Annotated in this window: 18 protein-coding genes; 4 read left to right on the top strand and 14 right to left on the bottom strand. The window is 36.2% G+C overall.

Annotated features, from left to right (window positions below):
• Positions 1 to 238: 238 nt before the first annotated feature.
• On the top strand, positions 239 to 1,159 hold the full coding sequence (locus R4Z10_RS09125) for an LD-carboxypeptidase (protein WP_338472860.1): 921 nt from the start codon (positions 239 to 241) through the stop codon (positions 1,157 to 1,159).
• A gap of 250 nt (positions 1,160 to 1,409) precedes the next feature.
• On the opposite strand, the gene R4Z10_RS09120 is transcribed toward R4Z10_RS09125, so the two are convergent.
• The 8 genes from R4Z10_RS09120 to R4Z10_RS09085 all read right to left on the bottom strand — a co-directional run bounded on the left by R4Z10_RS09120 (position 1,410) and on the right by R4Z10_RS09085 (position 8,872).
• Positions 1,410 to 2,030 (bottom strand): SDR family oxidoreductase, encoded by a 621-nt coding sequence (locus R4Z10_RS09120; protein ID WP_338472859.1) that lies wholly within the window; start codon positions 2,028 to 2,030, stop codon positions 1,410 to 1,412.
• Between the two features lie 549 nt (positions 2,031 to 2,579).
• Positions 2,580 to 2,780, bottom strand: coding sequence for a cold-shock protein (locus tag R4Z10_RS09115; RefSeq protein WP_057998306.1), 201 nt, complete (start codon positions 2,778 to 2,780; stop codon positions 2,580 to 2,582).
• A 214-nt stretch (positions 2,781 to 2,994) separates the two neighbouring features.
• Entirely contained in the window at positions 2,995 to 4,185 is a 1,191-nt protein-coding gene (locus R4Z10_RS09110; RefSeq protein ID WP_338472858.1) for an MFS transporter, read from the bottom strand.
• The gene (locus tag R4Z10_RS09105; RefSeq protein WP_338473202.1) at positions 4,182 to 4,544 is read right to left on the bottom strand and encodes a MarR family transcriptional regulator; all 363 of its coding nucleotides are present in this window, start codon (positions 4,542 to 4,544) and stop codon (positions 4,182 to 4,184) included. Before R4Z10_RS09105 ends, R4Z10_RS09110 begins: the two co-directional genes overlap by 4 nt.
• 532 nt (positions 4,545 to 5,076) lie before the next feature.
• On the bottom strand, positions 5,077 to 5,277 hold the full coding sequence (locus tag R4Z10_RS09100) for a cold-shock protein (RefSeq protein WP_338472857.1): 201 nt from the start codon (positions 5,275 to 5,277) through the stop codon (positions 5,077 to 5,079).
• Positions 5,278 to 6,121: 844 nt separating this feature from the next.
• Complete coding sequence (locus R4Z10_RS09095; protein WP_338472856.1) at positions 6,122 to 6,535, bottom strand: hypothetical protein; 414 nt, start codon at positions 6,533 to 6,535, stop codon at positions 6,122 to 6,124.
• Positions 6,536 to 6,693: 158 nt separating this feature from the next.
• Positions 6,694 to 7,251, bottom strand: a complete 558-nt coding sequence (locus R4Z10_RS09090) for a hypothetical protein (protein ID WP_338472855.1) — start codon at positions 7,249 to 7,251, stop codon at positions 6,694 to 6,696.
• Positions 7,252 to 8,041: 790 nt separating this feature from the next.
• Complete coding sequence (locus R4Z10_RS09085) at positions 8,042 to 8,872, bottom strand: neutral zinc metallopeptidase (protein WP_338472854.1); 831 nt, start codon at positions 8,870 to 8,872, stop codon at positions 8,042 to 8,044.
• 627 nt (positions 8,873 to 9,499) lie between these two features.
• Between R4Z10_RS09085 and R4Z10_RS09080 the strand changes: the two genes are divergently transcribed.
• Positions 9,500 to 10,276 carry a CPBP family intramembrane glutamic endopeptidase gene (locus tag R4Z10_RS09080; protein ID WP_338472853.1) on the top strand — a complete coding sequence of 259 codons (777 nt, stop codon included), beginning with the start codon at positions 9,500 to 9,502 and terminating at the stop codon, positions 10,274 to 10,276.
• 335 nt (positions 10,277 to 10,611) lie between these two features.
• Here the strand turns inward: R4Z10_RS09080 and R4Z10_RS09075 are convergent, their stop codons facing one another.
• Positions 10,612 to 10,788 carry a hypothetical protein gene (locus R4Z10_RS09075; protein ID WP_338472852.1) on the bottom strand — a complete coding sequence of 59 codons (177 nt, stop codon included), beginning with the start codon at positions 10,786 to 10,788 and terminating at the stop codon, positions 10,612 to 10,614.
• A gap of 212 nt (positions 10,789 to 11,000) precedes the next feature.
• Here R4Z10_RS09075 and R4Z10_RS09070 point away from each other — a divergent pair, with 212 nt between their 5' ends.
• A complete protein-coding gene (locus tag R4Z10_RS09070; RefSeq protein WP_338472851.1) occupies positions 11,001 to 11,159 on the top strand; it encodes a hypothetical protein in 159 nt (52 codons plus the stop codon).
• Positions 11,160 to 11,443: 284 nt separating this feature from the next.
• On the opposite strand, the gene R4Z10_RS09065 is transcribed toward R4Z10_RS09070, so the two are convergent.
• Positions 11,444 to 12,907, bottom strand: a complete 1,464-nt coding sequence (locus tag R4Z10_RS09065) for a phospholipase D family protein (RefSeq protein WP_338472850.1) — start codon at positions 12,905 to 12,907, stop codon at positions 11,444 to 11,446.
• A gap of 123 nt (positions 12,908 to 13,030) precedes the next feature.
• Between R4Z10_RS09065 and R4Z10_RS09060 the strand changes: the two genes are divergently transcribed.
• Complete coding sequence (locus tag R4Z10_RS09060) at positions 13,031 to 13,189, top strand: hypothetical protein (RefSeq protein WP_338472849.1); 159 nt, start codon at positions 13,031 to 13,033, stop codon at positions 13,187 to 13,189.
• Between the two features lie 435 nt (positions 13,190 to 13,624).
• Here R4Z10_RS09060 and R4Z10_RS09055 read toward each other — a convergent pair whose 3' ends face one another.
• The 4 genes from R4Z10_RS09055 to R4Z10_RS09040 all read right to left on the bottom strand — a co-directional run bounded on the left by R4Z10_RS09055 (position 13,625) and on the right by R4Z10_RS09040 (position 17,775).
• Positions 13,625 to 13,738, bottom strand: a complete 114-nt coding sequence (locus R4Z10_RS09055) for a 3-methyladenine DNA glycosylase (RefSeq protein ID WP_338472848.1) — start codon at positions 13,736 to 13,738, stop codon at positions 13,625 to 13,627.
• Positions 13,739 to 14,017: 279 nt separating this feature from the next.
• Positions 14,018 to 14,965, bottom strand: coding sequence for a M20/M25/M40 family metallo-hydrolase (locus R4Z10_RS09050; RefSeq protein ID WP_338472847.1), 948 nt, complete (start codon positions 14,963 to 14,965; stop codon positions 14,018 to 14,020).
• Between the two features lie 261 nt (positions 14,966 to 15,226).
• Positions 15,227 to 16,684 (bottom strand): NAD-dependent succinate-semialdehyde dehydrogenase, encoded by a 1,458-nt coding sequence (locus R4Z10_RS09045; protein ID WP_338472846.1) that lies wholly within the window; start codon positions 16,682 to 16,684, stop codon positions 15,227 to 15,229.
• A 395-nt stretch (positions 16,685 to 17,079) separates the two neighbouring features.
• A complete protein-coding gene (locus R4Z10_RS09040; protein ID WP_338472845.1) occupies positions 17,080 to 17,775 on the bottom strand; it encodes a hypothetical protein in 696 nt (231 codons plus the stop codon).
• Between the last annotated feature and the right edge of the window lie 10 nt (positions 17,776 to 17,785).

Genomic DNA, 17,785 nt, shown 5'->3' with positions numbered 1-17,785 from the left:
CAAACATCTTGTTAAAGGTTTCTGCCCGTTGCTTAAATAAGAAAAAGGCTTTACCTTATGCTAGTAATGCACCCGTCAGTTAAGTTAGTAAATTCTCTTTTTGTTTAATACTACCTTCGTACTGTAGATTAATTGTTTAAGCACTTAATTAGTAGTGATCTTAAATATGACATATTTCAGATCACTTTATAATACCTTTTATTATCATAATTTTCATTGTGTTAAGGGAGTGGTAAATATGGCAATCAGACCCCCGTTGTTAAAAAGAGGAGATACCATTGGATTAGTTACGCTCGGCACCCCTCTAGATGCAGTTACTATAAATACTAGAGTACAATTTTTGAGAGATATGGGCTTTAATGTCGTTTTAGGCGAGCATGTTTATTCTAGTAGTGGCATCGTAGCGGCATCCAATCAACAAAGAGCAGATGATTTAATGAATATGTTTAGAAATCCGAGTGTCAAAATGATCCTTGCCACCCGTGGTGGGACTGGGATTCAGACCATTCTTCCTTATCTGAACTTTGATGTCATAAGACAGAATCCGAAAATTATATCTGGTTATAGTGACATGACCGTATTATTAAATAGTCTCTATCAATTTAGTAATTTAATTACATTCCATAGTTTAATGCTCATTGACTTTAGACCAGCTACACCAGCTTATAACTTCAATCAATTTTTTGAAGCAACTTCAACGTTGAATTCTCCCAGGGTGATCCAGAATCCACCGAACATAGCCCTAAGTGGTTTAGTACCAGGAAATGTAACAGGTCCAATAGTGGGTGGAAATATGACTTCGTTAGTCAATGCAATCGGTACACCATATGAAATTGATACAAAAGGAAAGATACTTTTTTTAGAGGAAACACACTCTCCGACTACAATGATTTTTAGGTATCTAACTCAATTATCAATGGCAGGTAAATTTCAAGATTGTCTTGGTATTATTATAGGAGAATGTACGAATTGTCCTGTATCTTATGGTACATCATATGAGGATTTAATTAATGCTTTATTAGTCCCTCTAAAAAAACCATTGATCGTCAATCTTAGTTCAGGTCACGGCGTTTATAAAGCTGCTATTCCAATAGGCGCTAATGTAAATCTGAATGCAATAGAGAATACAGTGACTGTACTTGAGCCCACCGTTTCTTAGTGGTTTGAAGTTTTTGTTTACTGAGGATATAATAAGCAAAACTCTGTTTTCTTAAACACAATATAGGTCTAATTCGATAAAATTAAATCATCTTTTGTTCCTCCGCTTATGAACGATCCTGGCCGCTATTTGAATAAGCAAAATAGCGACCCTTCGCTTATGAAGAATCGCACCCTTTAGTTTAAGTACATTTTTTCACAAACAATAAGTTTTACCTTGTGACATCAAGTAATAATGTAAGAGAATATTATTAGTAGGCGATACCTACACGTGATTTTATATAATTGTTACTTTCAATCTGCTTATATGTAAATTCTGCTGTATCCGATACATTTATTTTAGCTCCATCCACTGGCAAAAAATCACGTTCCACACGGTATTCACCTAATCTTTCTCCATCAGGTAAATACGTTGGACATACAATGGTCCATTCAAGTGTTGATTGTTTAAGCAGATCATACACCTTATGATGTTCTTTCGCTGCACGGGTTGACTTCTGCTTTGATTCACTTGATTGATAACGCAGAGAATTTGGCGTGGTTCTACTTTGCAGAATACCCGCAGTTCCTATTGTTATTATTCGTTTCATACCTTCGTTTTCCATTGCTTCGATAATAAGTGGCATACTTTCTGATAGAGTGGTTGTGCCATCAGTATTTAGTGCACTAATAACTACATCAATCCCATGCATTGCACGTACTATATCATTTTTATTTAAAACATTCCCTTGAATAATGGTTAAATTTTCACTATTTATTTGAATCTTCTCTGGAGTGCGAACTAATACAGTAACATGATGTCTATCATGAAGGGCATAAGTTATTATTTGACTTCCGACTCGTCCAGTTGCACCTAAAATTAAAATATTCAAAAGTATAATCCTCCTTTTTACGAATACAAATATTACAATACACTATAAATGCTATTATTTCGTCTTTTACAGCACTCTTCAACTATTCTGCCCCGTTCGTATTATAAGGTCTTATTATGTCAGTTTTGTTAAATATACCTAGCCCTTCTGTAATATATTTTGCTTCTTTTCTTCCTCTTGTCGATTTCCATACCAGAAAAAGGTGCCGCAGCACCCAGATTTTAAACTCTTGCCTCCGTAACTTTAAGTGTAGTATTTTGCAATTATCATTAGTAAAAAAACACTTACACATAAAACTGAATAACTAAAACATGATCTCAATCTTAATTGTAGAAGGGAAAATAAACATAAAATAGAATGTTAAATTAGGGATTACTACTACAGTGTGCTATACTTACTTTACCATTTATACTATTACTGATTGTGTTTCATGATTGTTGCAAAAGCCCTATTCATTTATTGAATAGGGCTTTTATTTATTGAAAAAGTCTCTTGTTACGGTAAATAAAAAAAACAGACCCTTCATTTAGGGTCTGTCATCTGCTAGGATTAAGCTTTTTGAACGTTTGTAGCTTGTGGGCCACGTTGGCCTTGTTCAATTTCAAAAGTTACACTTTGACCTTCGTCTAAAGATTTGAAACCTTCACTTTGGATTGCTGAGAAATGTACGAATACGTCTTCTCCTGCTTCACGCTCGATGAATCCAAAACCTTTTTCTGCATTAAACCACTTAACTTTACCTTGTTCCATAATTGTTTTGCCTCCTCGTGTGGGTCTCCACACATTGTGTTACTATCCTTGCTCAAATACCTTAGACGAAAAACAAAATCTATTCTCAATCTGAAAAAGAACAAAAATAATTCTTTCTAAGAATAGCACACATACTATAAAATAGCAAATGGTATAGTAGACCCATTCTCATATAAAAAAGGAACATCCCTTACAAGGGGTCCTTTCTTATTTATTATCGAGCTAAAGCATTGATACTAGCCCTTTCTTTCTTGCCGTGCAGGTAAAAGTAAAGACCAGAAGATGCCAGAACTACAACTCCTAAGATCATATACAGAGTACTATAGCTCGTGAATGGAATGAAGAAGCCAAGCAGATAAGGACCGAACCCAAGCCCTGCGTCAAGAAAGATAAAGAAAGTCGACGTTGCCAATCCCATACGATGAGGGGGAGTCAACTTAACAGCGATTGCCTGAGTGCATGACTGCATATTCCCGAACCCAAGTCCAATAAGGATACCTGATAATAACAAAGTGATACTGTTGTGGGCTGAACCTAAAAGAAGCATTCCGGCTGTAAAGAGAATAAACGCTGGGTACATAACATAGTTTGCTCCTTTCACGTCCATTAAAAGGCCTGTGAATGGACGTGAAATCAATACCGCTATTGAATATACAAGAAAGAAGAAACTGGCTGCACTAACCAGGTCAATTTCAATGGCATAGAAATTAATAAAAGATAGAACACTGGAGTAACAGAAGGCTACAACTAGTGTAATCAATGCAATCGGAACTGCCTTGGGCTCAATAAATTGAGAGAGTTTGAATCCTTTTATTTCAGTTGTCTTTGTTGATCCTTCCAATGCCGGCACATGCACAAAGAATGCTGTGATCAAACTAATGATTCCTAAAGCTAGGCAGAGACTAAAGATTATTTGAGTGCTTGTATGCTGACTCATATATAGTCCAATGAACGGTCCGATTGCGGTAGACAACGTCGCACTCATACTGTAATAACCGATACCTTCTCCTTTTCTTGTTTCCGGGATAATTTGGGCTACAATGGTCCCTGTTGCTGTGCTCGCAATACCCAGTGTAATACCATGTAATAAACGGGTAATAAGCAGGAAGGTGATGCCTAAATGGATAAAATATAAAGATGTTGTTAAAATATAAAGAATTAATCCAATGAACAATGTTCTTTTACGGCCAATTGAATCAATACTGCGGCCGATAAACAGACGCCCAATTAAAGTCCCAACAATAAAAATCCCTGTAACAAGCCCGGCCTGGCTTGCAGTAGCATGATATTCATCTACCGCATAAACACCTATAATCACGATTAATAAATAAAAGACTAGTGTTAACAAGAAATTGACGCTGGATACAATGATAAAATTCTTCGTCCACAATTTAGGTTTACTCACTTTTGCTCCCCTCTCGATTCATAAATATTATCCTGTATTTTAGGAAGAGTTTGAAACGTAATCATTTGCTCTTCATTAGCGATCCCTTCCATAACCCTATTTTCCAAATCCGATATTTTTTTTCTACATTCTTTATAAATCTCTTCTCCTAATTCTGTTAACTGAATGACTTTTTCCCGCCTATCCTTGCCTGGAATTTGCTTCACTATTTGCAGATCTTCCAAACGGTGAACCCTCCTCGTAATGGTTGGCTTTTCAACATTATATTGATTTGAAATATCCACAAGCGTCGAAGGTCCATTGTTTTTTATATAAAACATAACTTGCCATAAAGAATAGGTAAGCTGATAAGTACTCATTAGTTCATTCAATGTAGTGTTAAGTGATCTATACAGACTTAAATAACGTTGAAAAAACCTTCCAATTCTTTCACTTTCTCCTATAGAAAATAATTACTATGAACAACTGTTACCAATAGTAACTATGAGTTTTTATGAAAAAGATGTCAAGAGGACTTTCTTTAACTAAGCCCTGATTGAATCACTTTGAGATTCCATTCAATTTCTAGCCAAAACGTTCTTATTCAAGAAAATGGCCACATTGCTTAATAAGAAAGAACCCTGTACAACACAGGATTCTTGATCAATTTTTTTATAAGAAATTAACCTTTAAAACTTATCAAACTCTATTTTAAAGCTACAATTATGACTTAATTTAAATCTCATATTCTATTAACACGTCCGTTAAATACTTCTACCCAATAACTTCCAAGTTATATCATCGCGTAGACGATTGTGCTTCTATAAACTCTCCATCACCTACGTAAATCCAACATGTCCAAAGTAAATAAAAAAAACAGACCCTTCATTAAGGGTCTGCCATCTGCTATTATTAAGCGCTTTGAACGTTTGTAGCTTGTGGGCCACGTTGTCCTTGTTCAATTTCAAAAGTTACACTTTGACCTTCGTCTAAAGATTTGAAACCTTCGCTTTGGATTGCTGAGAAATGTACGAATACGTCTTCTCCTGCTTCACGCTCGATGAATCCGAAACCTTTTTCTGCATTAAACCACTTAACTTTACCTTGTTCCATTATTGTTGCCTCCTCGTGTGGATCTCCACACATTGTGTTACTATCCTTGCTCAAATGCCTTAGACGAAAAACAAATTCTATCTGAAAAAAGAACAAAAATAATTCTTCCTAAGAATAACAGATATACCATAAAATAGCAATAGCCCGTTAGGGGAAGATTAAAATAATGATTACTGCTAGTTAATAGAAATAAAAATGATAATCCAAAACATTCCCCCGAAGAAGATAGAAGTAAATAAAATAAGCGTGTTTATGTTTGTATTTTCTTTATTTACAATAGCCCGTATTGAATGAAGTAGACAGAACATAAAGAAAAAGGCAATTAGAGCGAATAATATATCGATTTTAATGCACCTCCATTAACTTAATTTGACAGTCATCATATCCTAGTATCCTGACTGTCAAATTAAGTTAAATCTTTCACAATATATAAATTCATTTTACCATAAAGTCTCCCAATTCCTTCAGAAATAAGTTCACTTACTATTAACCAAACTAACCTTAGATTTAGCACGTATTTTAACAACACCGCATAAATTTATGCGGTATCTTCAATTTGTTTGCGAATTGATGTGTTAATTAATGAGTTAAATCAATTGCAGTGTTGATGTAGCAACAAAAAAGGAGACACTAATTCACATTTATATCTAGATATTACATTCAATTAATAAGGCGAATAAAGGCACTTTACTTTTTTATTAAGGCTATGTTAAAGGTAAAGGTTGATTTAAAATGCACATAAAAAATGAGCTGGGAAATGTATCTCCAAGCTCGTTGTATTTTGATGTCCATTTTTTTAATAAAGCACCCGTAAGCATAAGAAGCAAGTATTATAAACTTGTTCTTATTTTTTTTTATAAATGTCCACTTTGTTTGCTGAAAAATTCAATATTTGATTCTTTCCGTTGATTTTAAGAACAACATTTATTGATATAGGAAATTGAATTGTTTTAACTACTTCCTCTAAGGCATTATATTCGTCTTCTCTATTGTTATAACAAACAACTGAACTAATAATTAATTCACCATCTTCAATATCAAGACTGCCCATTATTGGAAACTTCTCACCATCATTTGTTGATAATTCCCCAGATATTATTGAGCCATTTAGTTCTTCTGTGAAATTTTTTGTTTCTGATGGTCTTACCCAAGTTTCATCTTGGTCTTCATTTTCCTCTTCATCTATTGCCCATTCCCATATCGGACTTTCTTTAAAGTCCGATATGGTTAATTCATCAACTGGTTTACTTTTGCCCATCATTACCATCTCCTTTGTTGCCTGTTTAACGGATAATTCTATTAATTAACAAATAAATCCTTCTTCAATTAACCTGTCACGTTACTTGAAGAAGGAAAATGCCTTTTTACTAAAGCAAAGTACCCTTTAGCTCAACAAAGATATGGAAGGCGAGAACACTACTCCCACTCATAATCGGCAATCACCAGCTCGATTTTTTCTGGTATTATTTTTTGAAGAGATTCTATGGTTGAAAAGTGTTCATGATTTGAGAACGCAGTAATATAATCACCATCATGTCCTACCCAGAACATAGTGGAACCTGCAGTTAAAGTTACTATTGGAGTATTGGCTATCCACTTTAATTTAACAAGTCTGGTTCGGTTTTTTTTAGTCCTTTTTACAGGATAAGATGACTCATATTCCCTTTCCTCTAATTTGAATATATCCTGTTTTAAGGACCATAATGATAAGTTCAACATGCTTCCATTCCCGTGCAAATAAGGATAATATTCCTTAAATTGCTGAGGGCGGCGGATCATTGTCTTTACAAAGAACGAGTCTTTACGACTCCCCTTCATAAAATTGAACTCTATATTTTGCATCTTAAACAGCTTTTCGTACTCTGGCTGTTGAAACTCATAAATTTCTGCAAGCGAATAAATAGGGTAATAATCTGGGCTCTCCATCCAATTGCAAAAGAATTCTTCATGGGCATCTGTATAATCTCCATCCATATAACAAGAAAACTCAATGATATATTGGGCCTCACTGTTAATCTCAAAAGGATAAGTGTTTTCCAGAGGGAAGTAGCTTATATTTATCTTCAAATTTTAATCGCCTCTCTTAAAAGGTTCGAGTAATTATTGTCTCCTATATAATCCTTCTTCTAGTAATAATTCAAAACGATTAATAAACATACTGCCGAAACATACATCAATTATTTGCCAGACACAGAGATGGTTGGAACAAACTGTAAGTTCCTTGTTCCGATACCATACCGGAAATATTTAAATAAATGGCTTGCCTAAACTCATCCAATCTTATAAAATTTAAAACGGAAAATGAAATGAGTCCATTTAATGATCCATTGGGAACAAGCGATGAACTCTACCTGAACCTGTCGATAAGCAAAACAATAAATAATTATTCAAGTGTCCTTAGTTCGAGAATCATTGCAACTTCATGGGCTTGTTGTTTAGATTGGCTGGCTTTCCGCTTGGCTTTTTCGCACAGAAATAAAACGAAAAAGAAGATAGCGAAAGATAAATTGTTTTTCCAACTTCTTTTATCTTATGGACTTTTTAGAAGCCCCCGTCCTTTTGGGGAATAAATGATTAAATTAATTACAAAGGGTGTCTCTCATTGATTTAATCATGATCACGTTACTTAGCACGATCTTCCCCGCCTTTGCGTCCCGCTTCTTCTACAGTCCTCTTTTCGTTATTATTATAAAAATTTTACCTTAATAAAAAGGGTGGATAAGCATGATTGGCTAACGCCTTTCAAATTTATCCTCCCCCGTGATTAAAGGTTCGTTGCTTTAAACGTATTCCCGCCTTCAATGGTACCGTTTTCGTATCCTTTGTAAAACCAACGCATCCTCTGTTCAGACGTTCCATGTGTAAAGCTTTCTGGTACCACATAGCCTTGCGCTCTTTTCTGGATGGTATCATCTCCGACTGCACTTGCTGCATTAAGTGCCTCTTCAAGATCCCCTTTTTCTAAATAACCTTTTCCTAGAGCATGATGAGCCCACACACCAGCCAGATAATCAGCCTGCAATTCAAATCTGATAGAGTATTCATTGGAATTCCTCTGGGCGGCTGTTGCTTGATTTCCTGTGTTCAAAAGTGTCTGTACATGATGACCAACCTCATGGGCAATGACATAGGCCATCGCAAAATCACCAGGTGCCTGGAAATTTCGCTTCAATTCCTCATAAAAACTTAAGTCAATATACAGCTTGTAATCTCCTGGACAATAAAACGGTCCGACCATTGAAGTAGCGGAGCCGCAGGCCGACTGAACACTGCCGCTATATAAAACAAGCTTAGGCTCTTCGTACTGCAGTCCTCTCTGATTAAACTCAGCTGACCATACATCTTCTGTATCAGCCAGGACGACCGATACGAAGTCTGCCAGTTCCTCCTCTTGCGCTGATTCTTGGTATGTAACATTTGAACCTGCTGTATTATTCGTTGAGATGCTATTGATTAATTCGTCCGGGTTCCCTCCAAGGAGCGTAACCAGAAGAATAATAATGATTCCTCCTACACCGCCTCCCATCACCATTTTGCCGTTCATGCCTCTCCTGTCTTCAACATTTGAGCTCTCCCGTCTACCTTTCCATTTCATTTCTTCTCCTCCCTAAATAACAGCGTATGATTACGATTACTTTTTCATAGTGTTATACCCAAATTGGAGATGAAGTAAGTATTTTTGAAACTTACTTTTTTATAAAGGCAGAGATTTAGTGACAGGTGCTATTAGATCACCTGTTATGTCTGTCCCTAATAAATCGAATTGCGCTTATTCAATAATCGGGCCATTTAACGTAGCAACTACTTTAAAGAAAATTAGATCTCAATGTTAAACTTTAAAGGAGATTGTGAAACTTTGTACTTAAAGTAACGGGAAGGTTAGGTGCAAAAATGAAAAGGATGTGCTATAAATTAACGGGTTCTGTTTTCGAGTACAATTTATTAAAAAACATAAGAAAATGGACATTAAATCGCAAATGGTTTGGATGTCCTTTTTTATTGAAATAAAGACACTTTTGATAAAAAAAGATGTGTTTTTGATTGTAAATCGCATATAAAAAGTAACGTTACAAAAGTTTCTACAACTGCAATAAACTTCGGGACAAATAATCATTAAACTCGTTCGATTATCTACTTTATAGTATAATTTTCCTATAAGTATATTGAGAGTTTTGCATAAGTGTATATAACCATAAACAAGTAATTGAAAAGAGTGGTGTATATGAACAAATCAATATCTTTTAAATTTTTAACGGGAACATTTTTAATAACTTACATAATGTGGGGAATTATTTTAGTTGCAAATCAAATAGATTTTCTCGAATTTGGAACACCTATTTCTAGGGTTTTAATTGTTATAGGAGGAAATGCTCCTCTAATTGTGGCATACATTGTTTTGAAGCAACAAAAAGTAATAACTGGAATTAAACAATTTGCAAAAGAGGCATTTGCAATTAAACAACATTATTTACATTATGTTTTATTAATAGCTTTTTTGGGACTATATTTTGGAGTTCCTGCTATAATACAGGGTGTTTCTATCGGAGAAAAACTCTATATCGGTTTTCTTAACATTCCTTTAATGATTCCATTAGGAGGATTAGAGGAACTTGGTTGGCGATATGTTCTGCAAGCTAATTTGCAAAGAAAACTTTCTTTTGGAGTCGCCACCTTAATTACCGCCTGTTTTTGGGCCGTATGGCATCTGCCTTTATTTTTGATTGAAGGTACGGCAAACAATTTTGGATTATTCACCATAATGGTATTCGGTATGTCGTTTGCATTGGCGACGATATACAATGTAAGCAAAAGTATTTGGTTATGCATTCTGTTTCATAGTATGATAAATGCACTATCTTTAGTATGGATTATTCAAGATAGTATAGAGGTAAAAATTTTCACTACTGTAACGATGATTATTTTAGCTTTTGCAATTACAGTCTATCAAAAAAAGAAAAAGGGTTTGGATACAGCAAATATCAATTTTTTCCGAATGTAATATAGCGGGTATATTACATTCGAGGTGGTATCGTTGGTACAGTAGCTTTTTTGTTTGTAAAAAAATGTGAAAAAATACACTTTAACTATAGGGTAGCTTTAGTTTAACAAGCAAAAAGCAGTAATCACTATCTTCTCGCTATAATGGAGCAACGAAAAAGCCTAATTTCTCAATTCTAACGTTGAGAAATTGGGCTTTTTATATTTACTTATAGTGCAAAATAGCATTTAAAAAGGGTGCAATTTATCTCCTGAAGTCACATATGATTATATCACATCTCATAAAACCTTGTTCAACACAGTTGAGTTTTGACATTTTATCGTAAAAAAAGACCGTTAATTGACCGGCCTTTTCTTAAAATTCCCTAAAATTTTACGATTTTTCTCTATTACTTCTTTATTTTTAGCTATTGTTTCTTTTATGTTTAGAATTTCATTACCGTAAGTTTCATGATTTTTTATTAGTTTTTCATCTAAGTGAGGTACTGATGGCTTATTATTTTTAGTATCCATAATAATCCCCCTTCTGGTATGACTTTACTCTTAATTATAAACAATAGACGAATACATTTTCAAGAGAATTATCTCAATATTTTAAATATTATAAAATAAATCAACCAATCTTTCCACAACGCTTGACTATTAATAGTGGGACTTATATCTTTTATAATCAATAAATTTTGTTACAATAATATTCAAAGATTCGAATATTTGAGGTTTACTTTATGAAAGGGCAAATTGTTGTCTATGGGGATGAAATCTATACGGTTATATATGATTACGAAAATGGACAATTAGAAATTGAAAAATACAATTCAAGGACGTCTTATAAAATTGTCGAATTAGTAAAAAAGGAGGATGTACGTATTTTAGAAAACCAATGAATCGATCTTATCCAAGGCGAAATATTATATATACATAAATAGTATAAATATGTATTATTCATTTTTTATACATCGTTGATTTGGTGAGATTTCAGAAGAGTGGGAAGGGTCAGACCGCACCGTTTGACCAACAAATGAAATTGTAAAGGATTAATCTTAAATTAACGTATGTTGATAACAAGGATTTAACACTCTACTTGTTGAAGGTTTATATACATAAGAGATGTTTCAGGGAGAGAAAAAGGAGATGCCACATTCAAATAGGAGGCATCTCTTTTATTCCGTTAATAAGTAGTTATCTTGGCTGCTTTTTGAGCCGTGTAAATCCAGCGTTGCCACCAGGACAGGTTATCCTGATATTCTTCCGCACCAACAGTGTAGAGGGCATCTTCATTCTTCCAAAGCCGTTTAAAATATCGTTCCATATCTAAGGCGAGCGCGCTATCATTTGGAGCGAGGATGCGTATGTTATTTTCCAGGTTGTAATTCTCCAATGTTCGTTCCGTATAGTTGGCAGAACCGCTTGAAATGATTGTTTGTTTCGCTGTTTGAATCCAGATGGCTTTTGTATGGTATTGGCCGACTACGGTGTTGTACCAGCGAATGTTGATTTGTTCGCTTGTATCCTCAAGCAGCTCGTTCACAACCGGTCGATTCGGCAGACCGGACTTTTCCTGGCCGAATGAGTTTTCATTTGGGTCTAGAATCATATTCACCTGCACGCCCCGGTTTACTGCATCTGTTAAGCTGTTGACAATGTCACGCTGGGCAATAAAGAACATCCCAATCCAAATTTGATCTCCTGCTTTTGTCGCCGCTAGATCTTCAAGCAAGGCGTTCAAAATTTTCTTCTCGGTCAAATATTGTACAGCATACTGGCCGTTACCTTGCTGGGGCATATCAGCCCTCGGCAATTTCGGACCATCCGACATGAGCGACACCGCTTCTTCAGCCTCCAGAATATCATTTATGACGGGCCCCGTTACTTTAAAACCAAGATTTCCGTGGAAGCCACTTGCATCATGGGGGTTTGATGATGTGATAATCGCTTCCTTTTCCGAAACGGCCGCTTTGCGATGGTTGGCTTTCACGTTGAGCAGTTCTAAATAGGAAGATAAGGTCATTTTTGGGGCTTTGCTTGACATGGCGTTGGCAATCCATCCCTTGTCGTCGTGGTCGAACCATTGAAAAATTAATCGGTATAAGCCTGAATAAATCGGCGTGGAATCCCGCAGTCGTTCTAAATCGGTGTAAACAATTTCTACCCCGGCTTCACGCATCTTCTTGAACCACGGGGTTTCATAGGAGCCATAGCCCTTATTTAGCGGATCGGTGATGAAAACAACCGGCATATCGGGATTGTTTTTCTTTTTCTCGGCAAGCTTGTCAGAGAGGATATTCGCGATTGGCGGGAAATCTTCTTTTTCGTCGAAATACCCATCCATCAAAAAGAAATCCACCACCACAAACTGTTCGGCTTCATCAATCAATGTATAAACTTCATCAAGTATATGATTCTCATGTTTCCGATTGGTCCCTTTTTGGTCTTGCGCAAAAGTTAAATCCGTTAGCATTTCAATATGGTCTGTTCTGTGCAAGTCTCCTTCATAGGAAATGCCTTCAGGCAACGGATTATATGTATGCCATACCATTTCTCCTATATATAGCAAAATAAAAAGAAGTATAAGAGCGCTTATAACTTTTTTTCTGAGACTCCAGCTGTTCCATTTCTTCTGAACTTTTTTCATTGAATTCCTCCCATACTCTTGTACTTTTAGTTCCCGTGGACAAGCAAAGTTAAACAAAGGTAGCTTGCATTTGCGACTTAAAAGGACTGGTTATTTCTAAACCAGGGGAAACTTACAAATTTTATGGATAGGAGTCCTGTTATTTTTGGTCCAATTTATTTCTGGTTCAACAAGTCGCAATATTTTCAACTTAAGATTATTAGGGTCAATCTCATTAAATTTGCCTCAGATGGTGCAGCAGCGATAACAGGTGAAAGAATTGGGGTAACAGGCGGAATGTAGTTAGTATTTTGAAAGGGCGCTTTTCTTTCATAAGAGGGCGTCTTTTTGTAATGATTTTGTAAGGGAAAGAAAAGATTATGAAGACTTCCACTTAAACTATTAGGTGCTAATCTTCAATAACATCCTCCATAAACAGGCGCTTTACTAATGCAACAAAGCCTAATTTCTCTGTGTTAAAAACAAGAAATTAGGCTTTCTTATATTTGGATTTTCTTACAGTATTTACCTGATGATACTCCCTTATAGTAGGAGAAATCAGCTTTTTTAACCTGAAAATTCTTTAGCGTATATTTTCCGCGTTTTGTTGGTAGGACCCCTATTTTAAATAGAAAAAGCTTAAATACTACTTGTTCGTTATAGGTATTTATCTAACAATTTTCGTATATCTGCTAGCAATCGTTAACCCCTACTGGACTTAAGCTTTATCCTGTCTAATTATTTCTTTTCCTCTTTCTGCTTTGTTTTTGCCCCTTCACGCTGAGGTTCGATGTCAATATTATGTTCTTTTTTCCTTTCCTGCTCAAGAGAGTTGTTGTTTTCTTTTTTCATTTCAATAACCTCCTTGTTTTAGGTGATAATAATATGTACCCGATTCTATTCGAATGAAAACAAGCAGTATTTGGTGATGGTATCTTTTTTAGGGTGTTTCGATCCTCTACGTAGTATTTCGGAAATCGTGGATTGCCTTAATCCTCCTAACTTACCTATCTACAACCGCAGTTTTTTATCCATTTATTTTTTTATTTTGAGCCTTTTTACATCGTAGTGGAGAATTTTAGCTATACATGAATGCACCATCCAGATGAGACTGGATGGTGTATTTTATTTTTAAAGTTCCTTTTTAATGTCAGCTAAAACCCAAGTAAGCATATTCGTGAAATGATTAAGATGTTCTTGAACACGGCCAGGGAATTCTCTATCTAAAAATTCAAGATGATCATTCTGTGTATGCCAAATACCACCGTGTTTCTCGGTTTGTGTATAGCCATCCAGATCGCCAAGTCCCCAGTTGGTTGCTTCAAAATAAGCAATCGTGATTCCTTTTGCCTTGAATGGGGCATGGTCGCTCCAATCTCCCGAGGTTCCTTCAGGATATTCAGGATTTATTCCAGGATTCGTTTCGAGAGGAATGTTCTTTTTATTAGCAATATCAAGTGCTAAGTCACGGATCCATCCATCTTCCCCAGCTCCACCATAAACATAGACTTTGTCGCCAGCTAGTAAACTATCAAGATTGATCATCCCGATGGTGTTATCGATTTCTTCTGTAGACATATTGTTGGCATAATAGTTTGATCCCCGTAACCCTACTTCTTCTGCACCAAAAAAGACATATTTAATATCATAGGCGAGATTACGCTTTTCCAGTGCCTTTGCCGTTTCGAGAATGACCCCGACACTTGAAGCATTGTCATCAGCGCCTTTTCCATTACTAACCGAATCATAGTGCGCGCCAACAATGATTTGTTTGTCTGTATGCTTGTTATCTTTTACAGCAATGACATTGGCGGACTCCCCTTTTGTATAACTGAATTTTTGCTCTTCAACCTTTAGGTCCAACTTTTCCAGCTCATCGATGATGTACTCGCGCGCTTTCGTTTCATTTTCACTGCCCGCAACCCTCGGTCCGATTTCCTCCGTCAAATACTGAACATGCTGATACGCCAATTCTCCGGCAAATTTCTTTGGTGCTGCAGTTACACTTCCAGCTGCAAATAAAGCTGAAAACGTAAATACCCCTGCAATGATTGACCTTTTTACCATTTTTGCATTCATGAAAATCCTCTTCCCCTTATCTGTATGTTTATTCATGGTGATTTATATTCATCCATAATTATATATTCTTTATAATCAGAGGAACTCCTTCCAGTTTTTTAAAAATGATAGAATTGTAGTTCGAATCAAAAATAGAGCAGTTCTGTATTCCAAAGAGTCAAAACGGTACGACTTATTTTCAAAGCTACATCTTTAACCATTTTAACAATGCTAACATAGCAAAAAACCAACAGACCTATCGAGTCCGTTGGCTTTTTAGTCCTATATTGTTGTAGAAATAAATTTCGATTCTAAGAAATCTCGTAACGTTTCTGGTCCACCTTCACTACCAATTCCACTTTCTTTCACACCGCCAAACGCTCCTTCTACTTGAGCAAGCAGCGTATCATTAACCCCGACCATTCCGTACTCAAGCGCTTCTGATACTTTATGTGAACGAGATAAATTCGTTGTGAAGATATACGCTGCGAGTCCATAATCGGTATCATTGGCTTTCTCGATCACTTCTTCATCACTCGTAAATGAAAGAATCGGAGCTACTGGGCCGAACGTTTCCTCATTAGCGATTTTCATTGTTTCATTGACATCCTTTAAAATCGTAGGCATATAGAAGAATCCATTTTCACAACCGTTTTCAGCAAAAGGTTCACCGCCCGTTACAACAGTCGCTCCTTTTTCAACGGCATCGTTTACATGGCTCTTTACTTTTTCTAATCCACTAGCATTAATTAGCGGACCAACATCACTATTGTCGTTCAATCCATGTCCTACTTTCAACCGAGCAACCATTTTCTCAAGCTTCTCTGTGAATTCATCGATAATCGACTCTTGTACGTAAATGCGATTTGGACTAATACATGCTTGTCCACAGTTGTTGAACTTACTTCCCGCGATTTGTTTCACCGCGGCATCAAGATCACAATCATCAAACACAATCACAGGTGCATGTCCACCAAGCTCCATTGATACACGCTTCATTTGATCGGCAGCTTTCTTATACAGCATTTTCCCAACGGCTGTTGATCCAGTAAATGTGATTTTGCGAATGCGTTTATCTGATAACCACGTATCTCCAATCGCATTTGGTGTGCCTGTTACTAAGTTCATCACTCCTTTCGGAAAGCCAACTTCCGCAGCAATTTCAAAGAATTTAATCGCTGACAATGGCGTTTGTTCTGCTGGCTTTAAAACAATCGTACAACCTGCTGCAATTGCAGGACTTATTTTTCTTGCAATCATGCTAAATGGAAAATTCCAAGGAGTAATAGCAGCGACCGGTCCTACAGCTTCTTTCTTTATATGAAGTCGCTTACTTGGGAATGTTGACTCAACAGTCGTTCCGTAAACTCTACGCGCTTCTTCCGCATTCCAGCGAATATACTCTGCTCCATTTTTCACTTCCAAACGAGCTTGTTTTAATGGTTTTCCAGCCTCTTTTGTAATCAATTGAGCAAGTTCTTCTTCATTTTCAAGAACTTTATCATACAGATCCCACATCAAGTTTGCTCTTTTTCTTGCTGGTGTTTTTGACCATGTTTTGAACGCTTCTGCAGCAGCATCAACGGCTAAAGTCGCTTCTTTTTCTTCTCCCTTTGCAACATGAGCAATCACTTCATTTGTTGCTGGATCGACCACTTCAAATGTTGCACTCTCTTGTGCCTCAACCCATTCTCCATTAATGAAAAGCTTGTAGTAAGTTTGTTTTGTTTTAATGTTCATCTGTTAGCCTCCTAATTGCGAATAAACGTTTTTGTATTATTTTGTCTTTTCGGAATTCTACATTATTGTAACATAAATGAGAGATACGAGGAACGATTTGCATTATGACTTTAGCTTTCTATACACAAAAAAGAACTGCTAAGAAGCAGCTCGTTTTGAACATAGTTAAGTTTTTTTCAATAAATATCTTAACGGAATAACGGATACTAGAATAATAATTAATATAACAGGTGTAGCCAATTGATAGATTGCTTACGACGCTTCATAGTACACACGAACTGCTAGTGTATTGAATCCTGGTGGCCTAAGCATTATTCGGGGTGTCCCTGTGACGCAGACCTAATGATCAAACAATAATGCAATACAATATCCCACTTTTAAAGCTGGGGATTTCTTTATTGTAATTCACTAATTAATGCTTTTACTTCCTCTAGTTTGTCCTCTTTTATAAGAGCAGCAAGCTTTGTAAACTGTTCTTTCTTGGCTGGGTCTGTCAATTTATCGGCTTGCTGCTGGACAACTCCTGCATGCTCTTCTAGGCGGTCAGCTGCAAGTGTTCCCTTTTCTTTTAACTCTACATATCTACCAGCTTCAGATATTGCTATTCGTTGGAAAGAAGCTTGCCATTCTTCATCGGATGGTTCATTGCTATCCTCATTACTGGCTTCTTCTTTTACTTCCGCCACTTCAATTTTATAAGAGTCTGGCTTATCTAATCCCGTTTGAGCGGCTCCTTTTTGCGTATAAGCAATAAAAGAATGTGCTTTTAGCTGCCCAAACGAATTACCAGCAGGAGCATGTATGTATACATGGATTGAGTCTAAGCCTTTATCCTTATACTCTTCTTTAATTTCTTTCGTTATTGTTTCAAATTCAATCTCTTTGGTTGCTTCTGTTGTAGCTCTGATTTCTCTTTGCTCTGTTTTTTCAAAATTTTCATCTAAAACAATCTCATAATCTACTTTTACTTCTTCTTTTTTAGCTCCCTCTTTCTTTGGTTCTTCGGCCTTTTCTACGGAACTTTCTGAACTGCAAGCACTTAACAGAAGAACTCCAAATAATAAAATACTGAATCCTTTTAATAGCTTCAATGATTTCCCC

It is taken from the genome of Niallia sp. XMNu-256, from assembly GCF_036670015.1.
Lineage (GTDB): Bacteria > Bacillota > Bacilli > Bacillales > Cytobacillaceae > Bacillus_BD.
The sequence above is the reverse complement of the archived record's forward strand: the minus strand, read 5'-3'. Positions and strand labels throughout refer to the sequence as shown.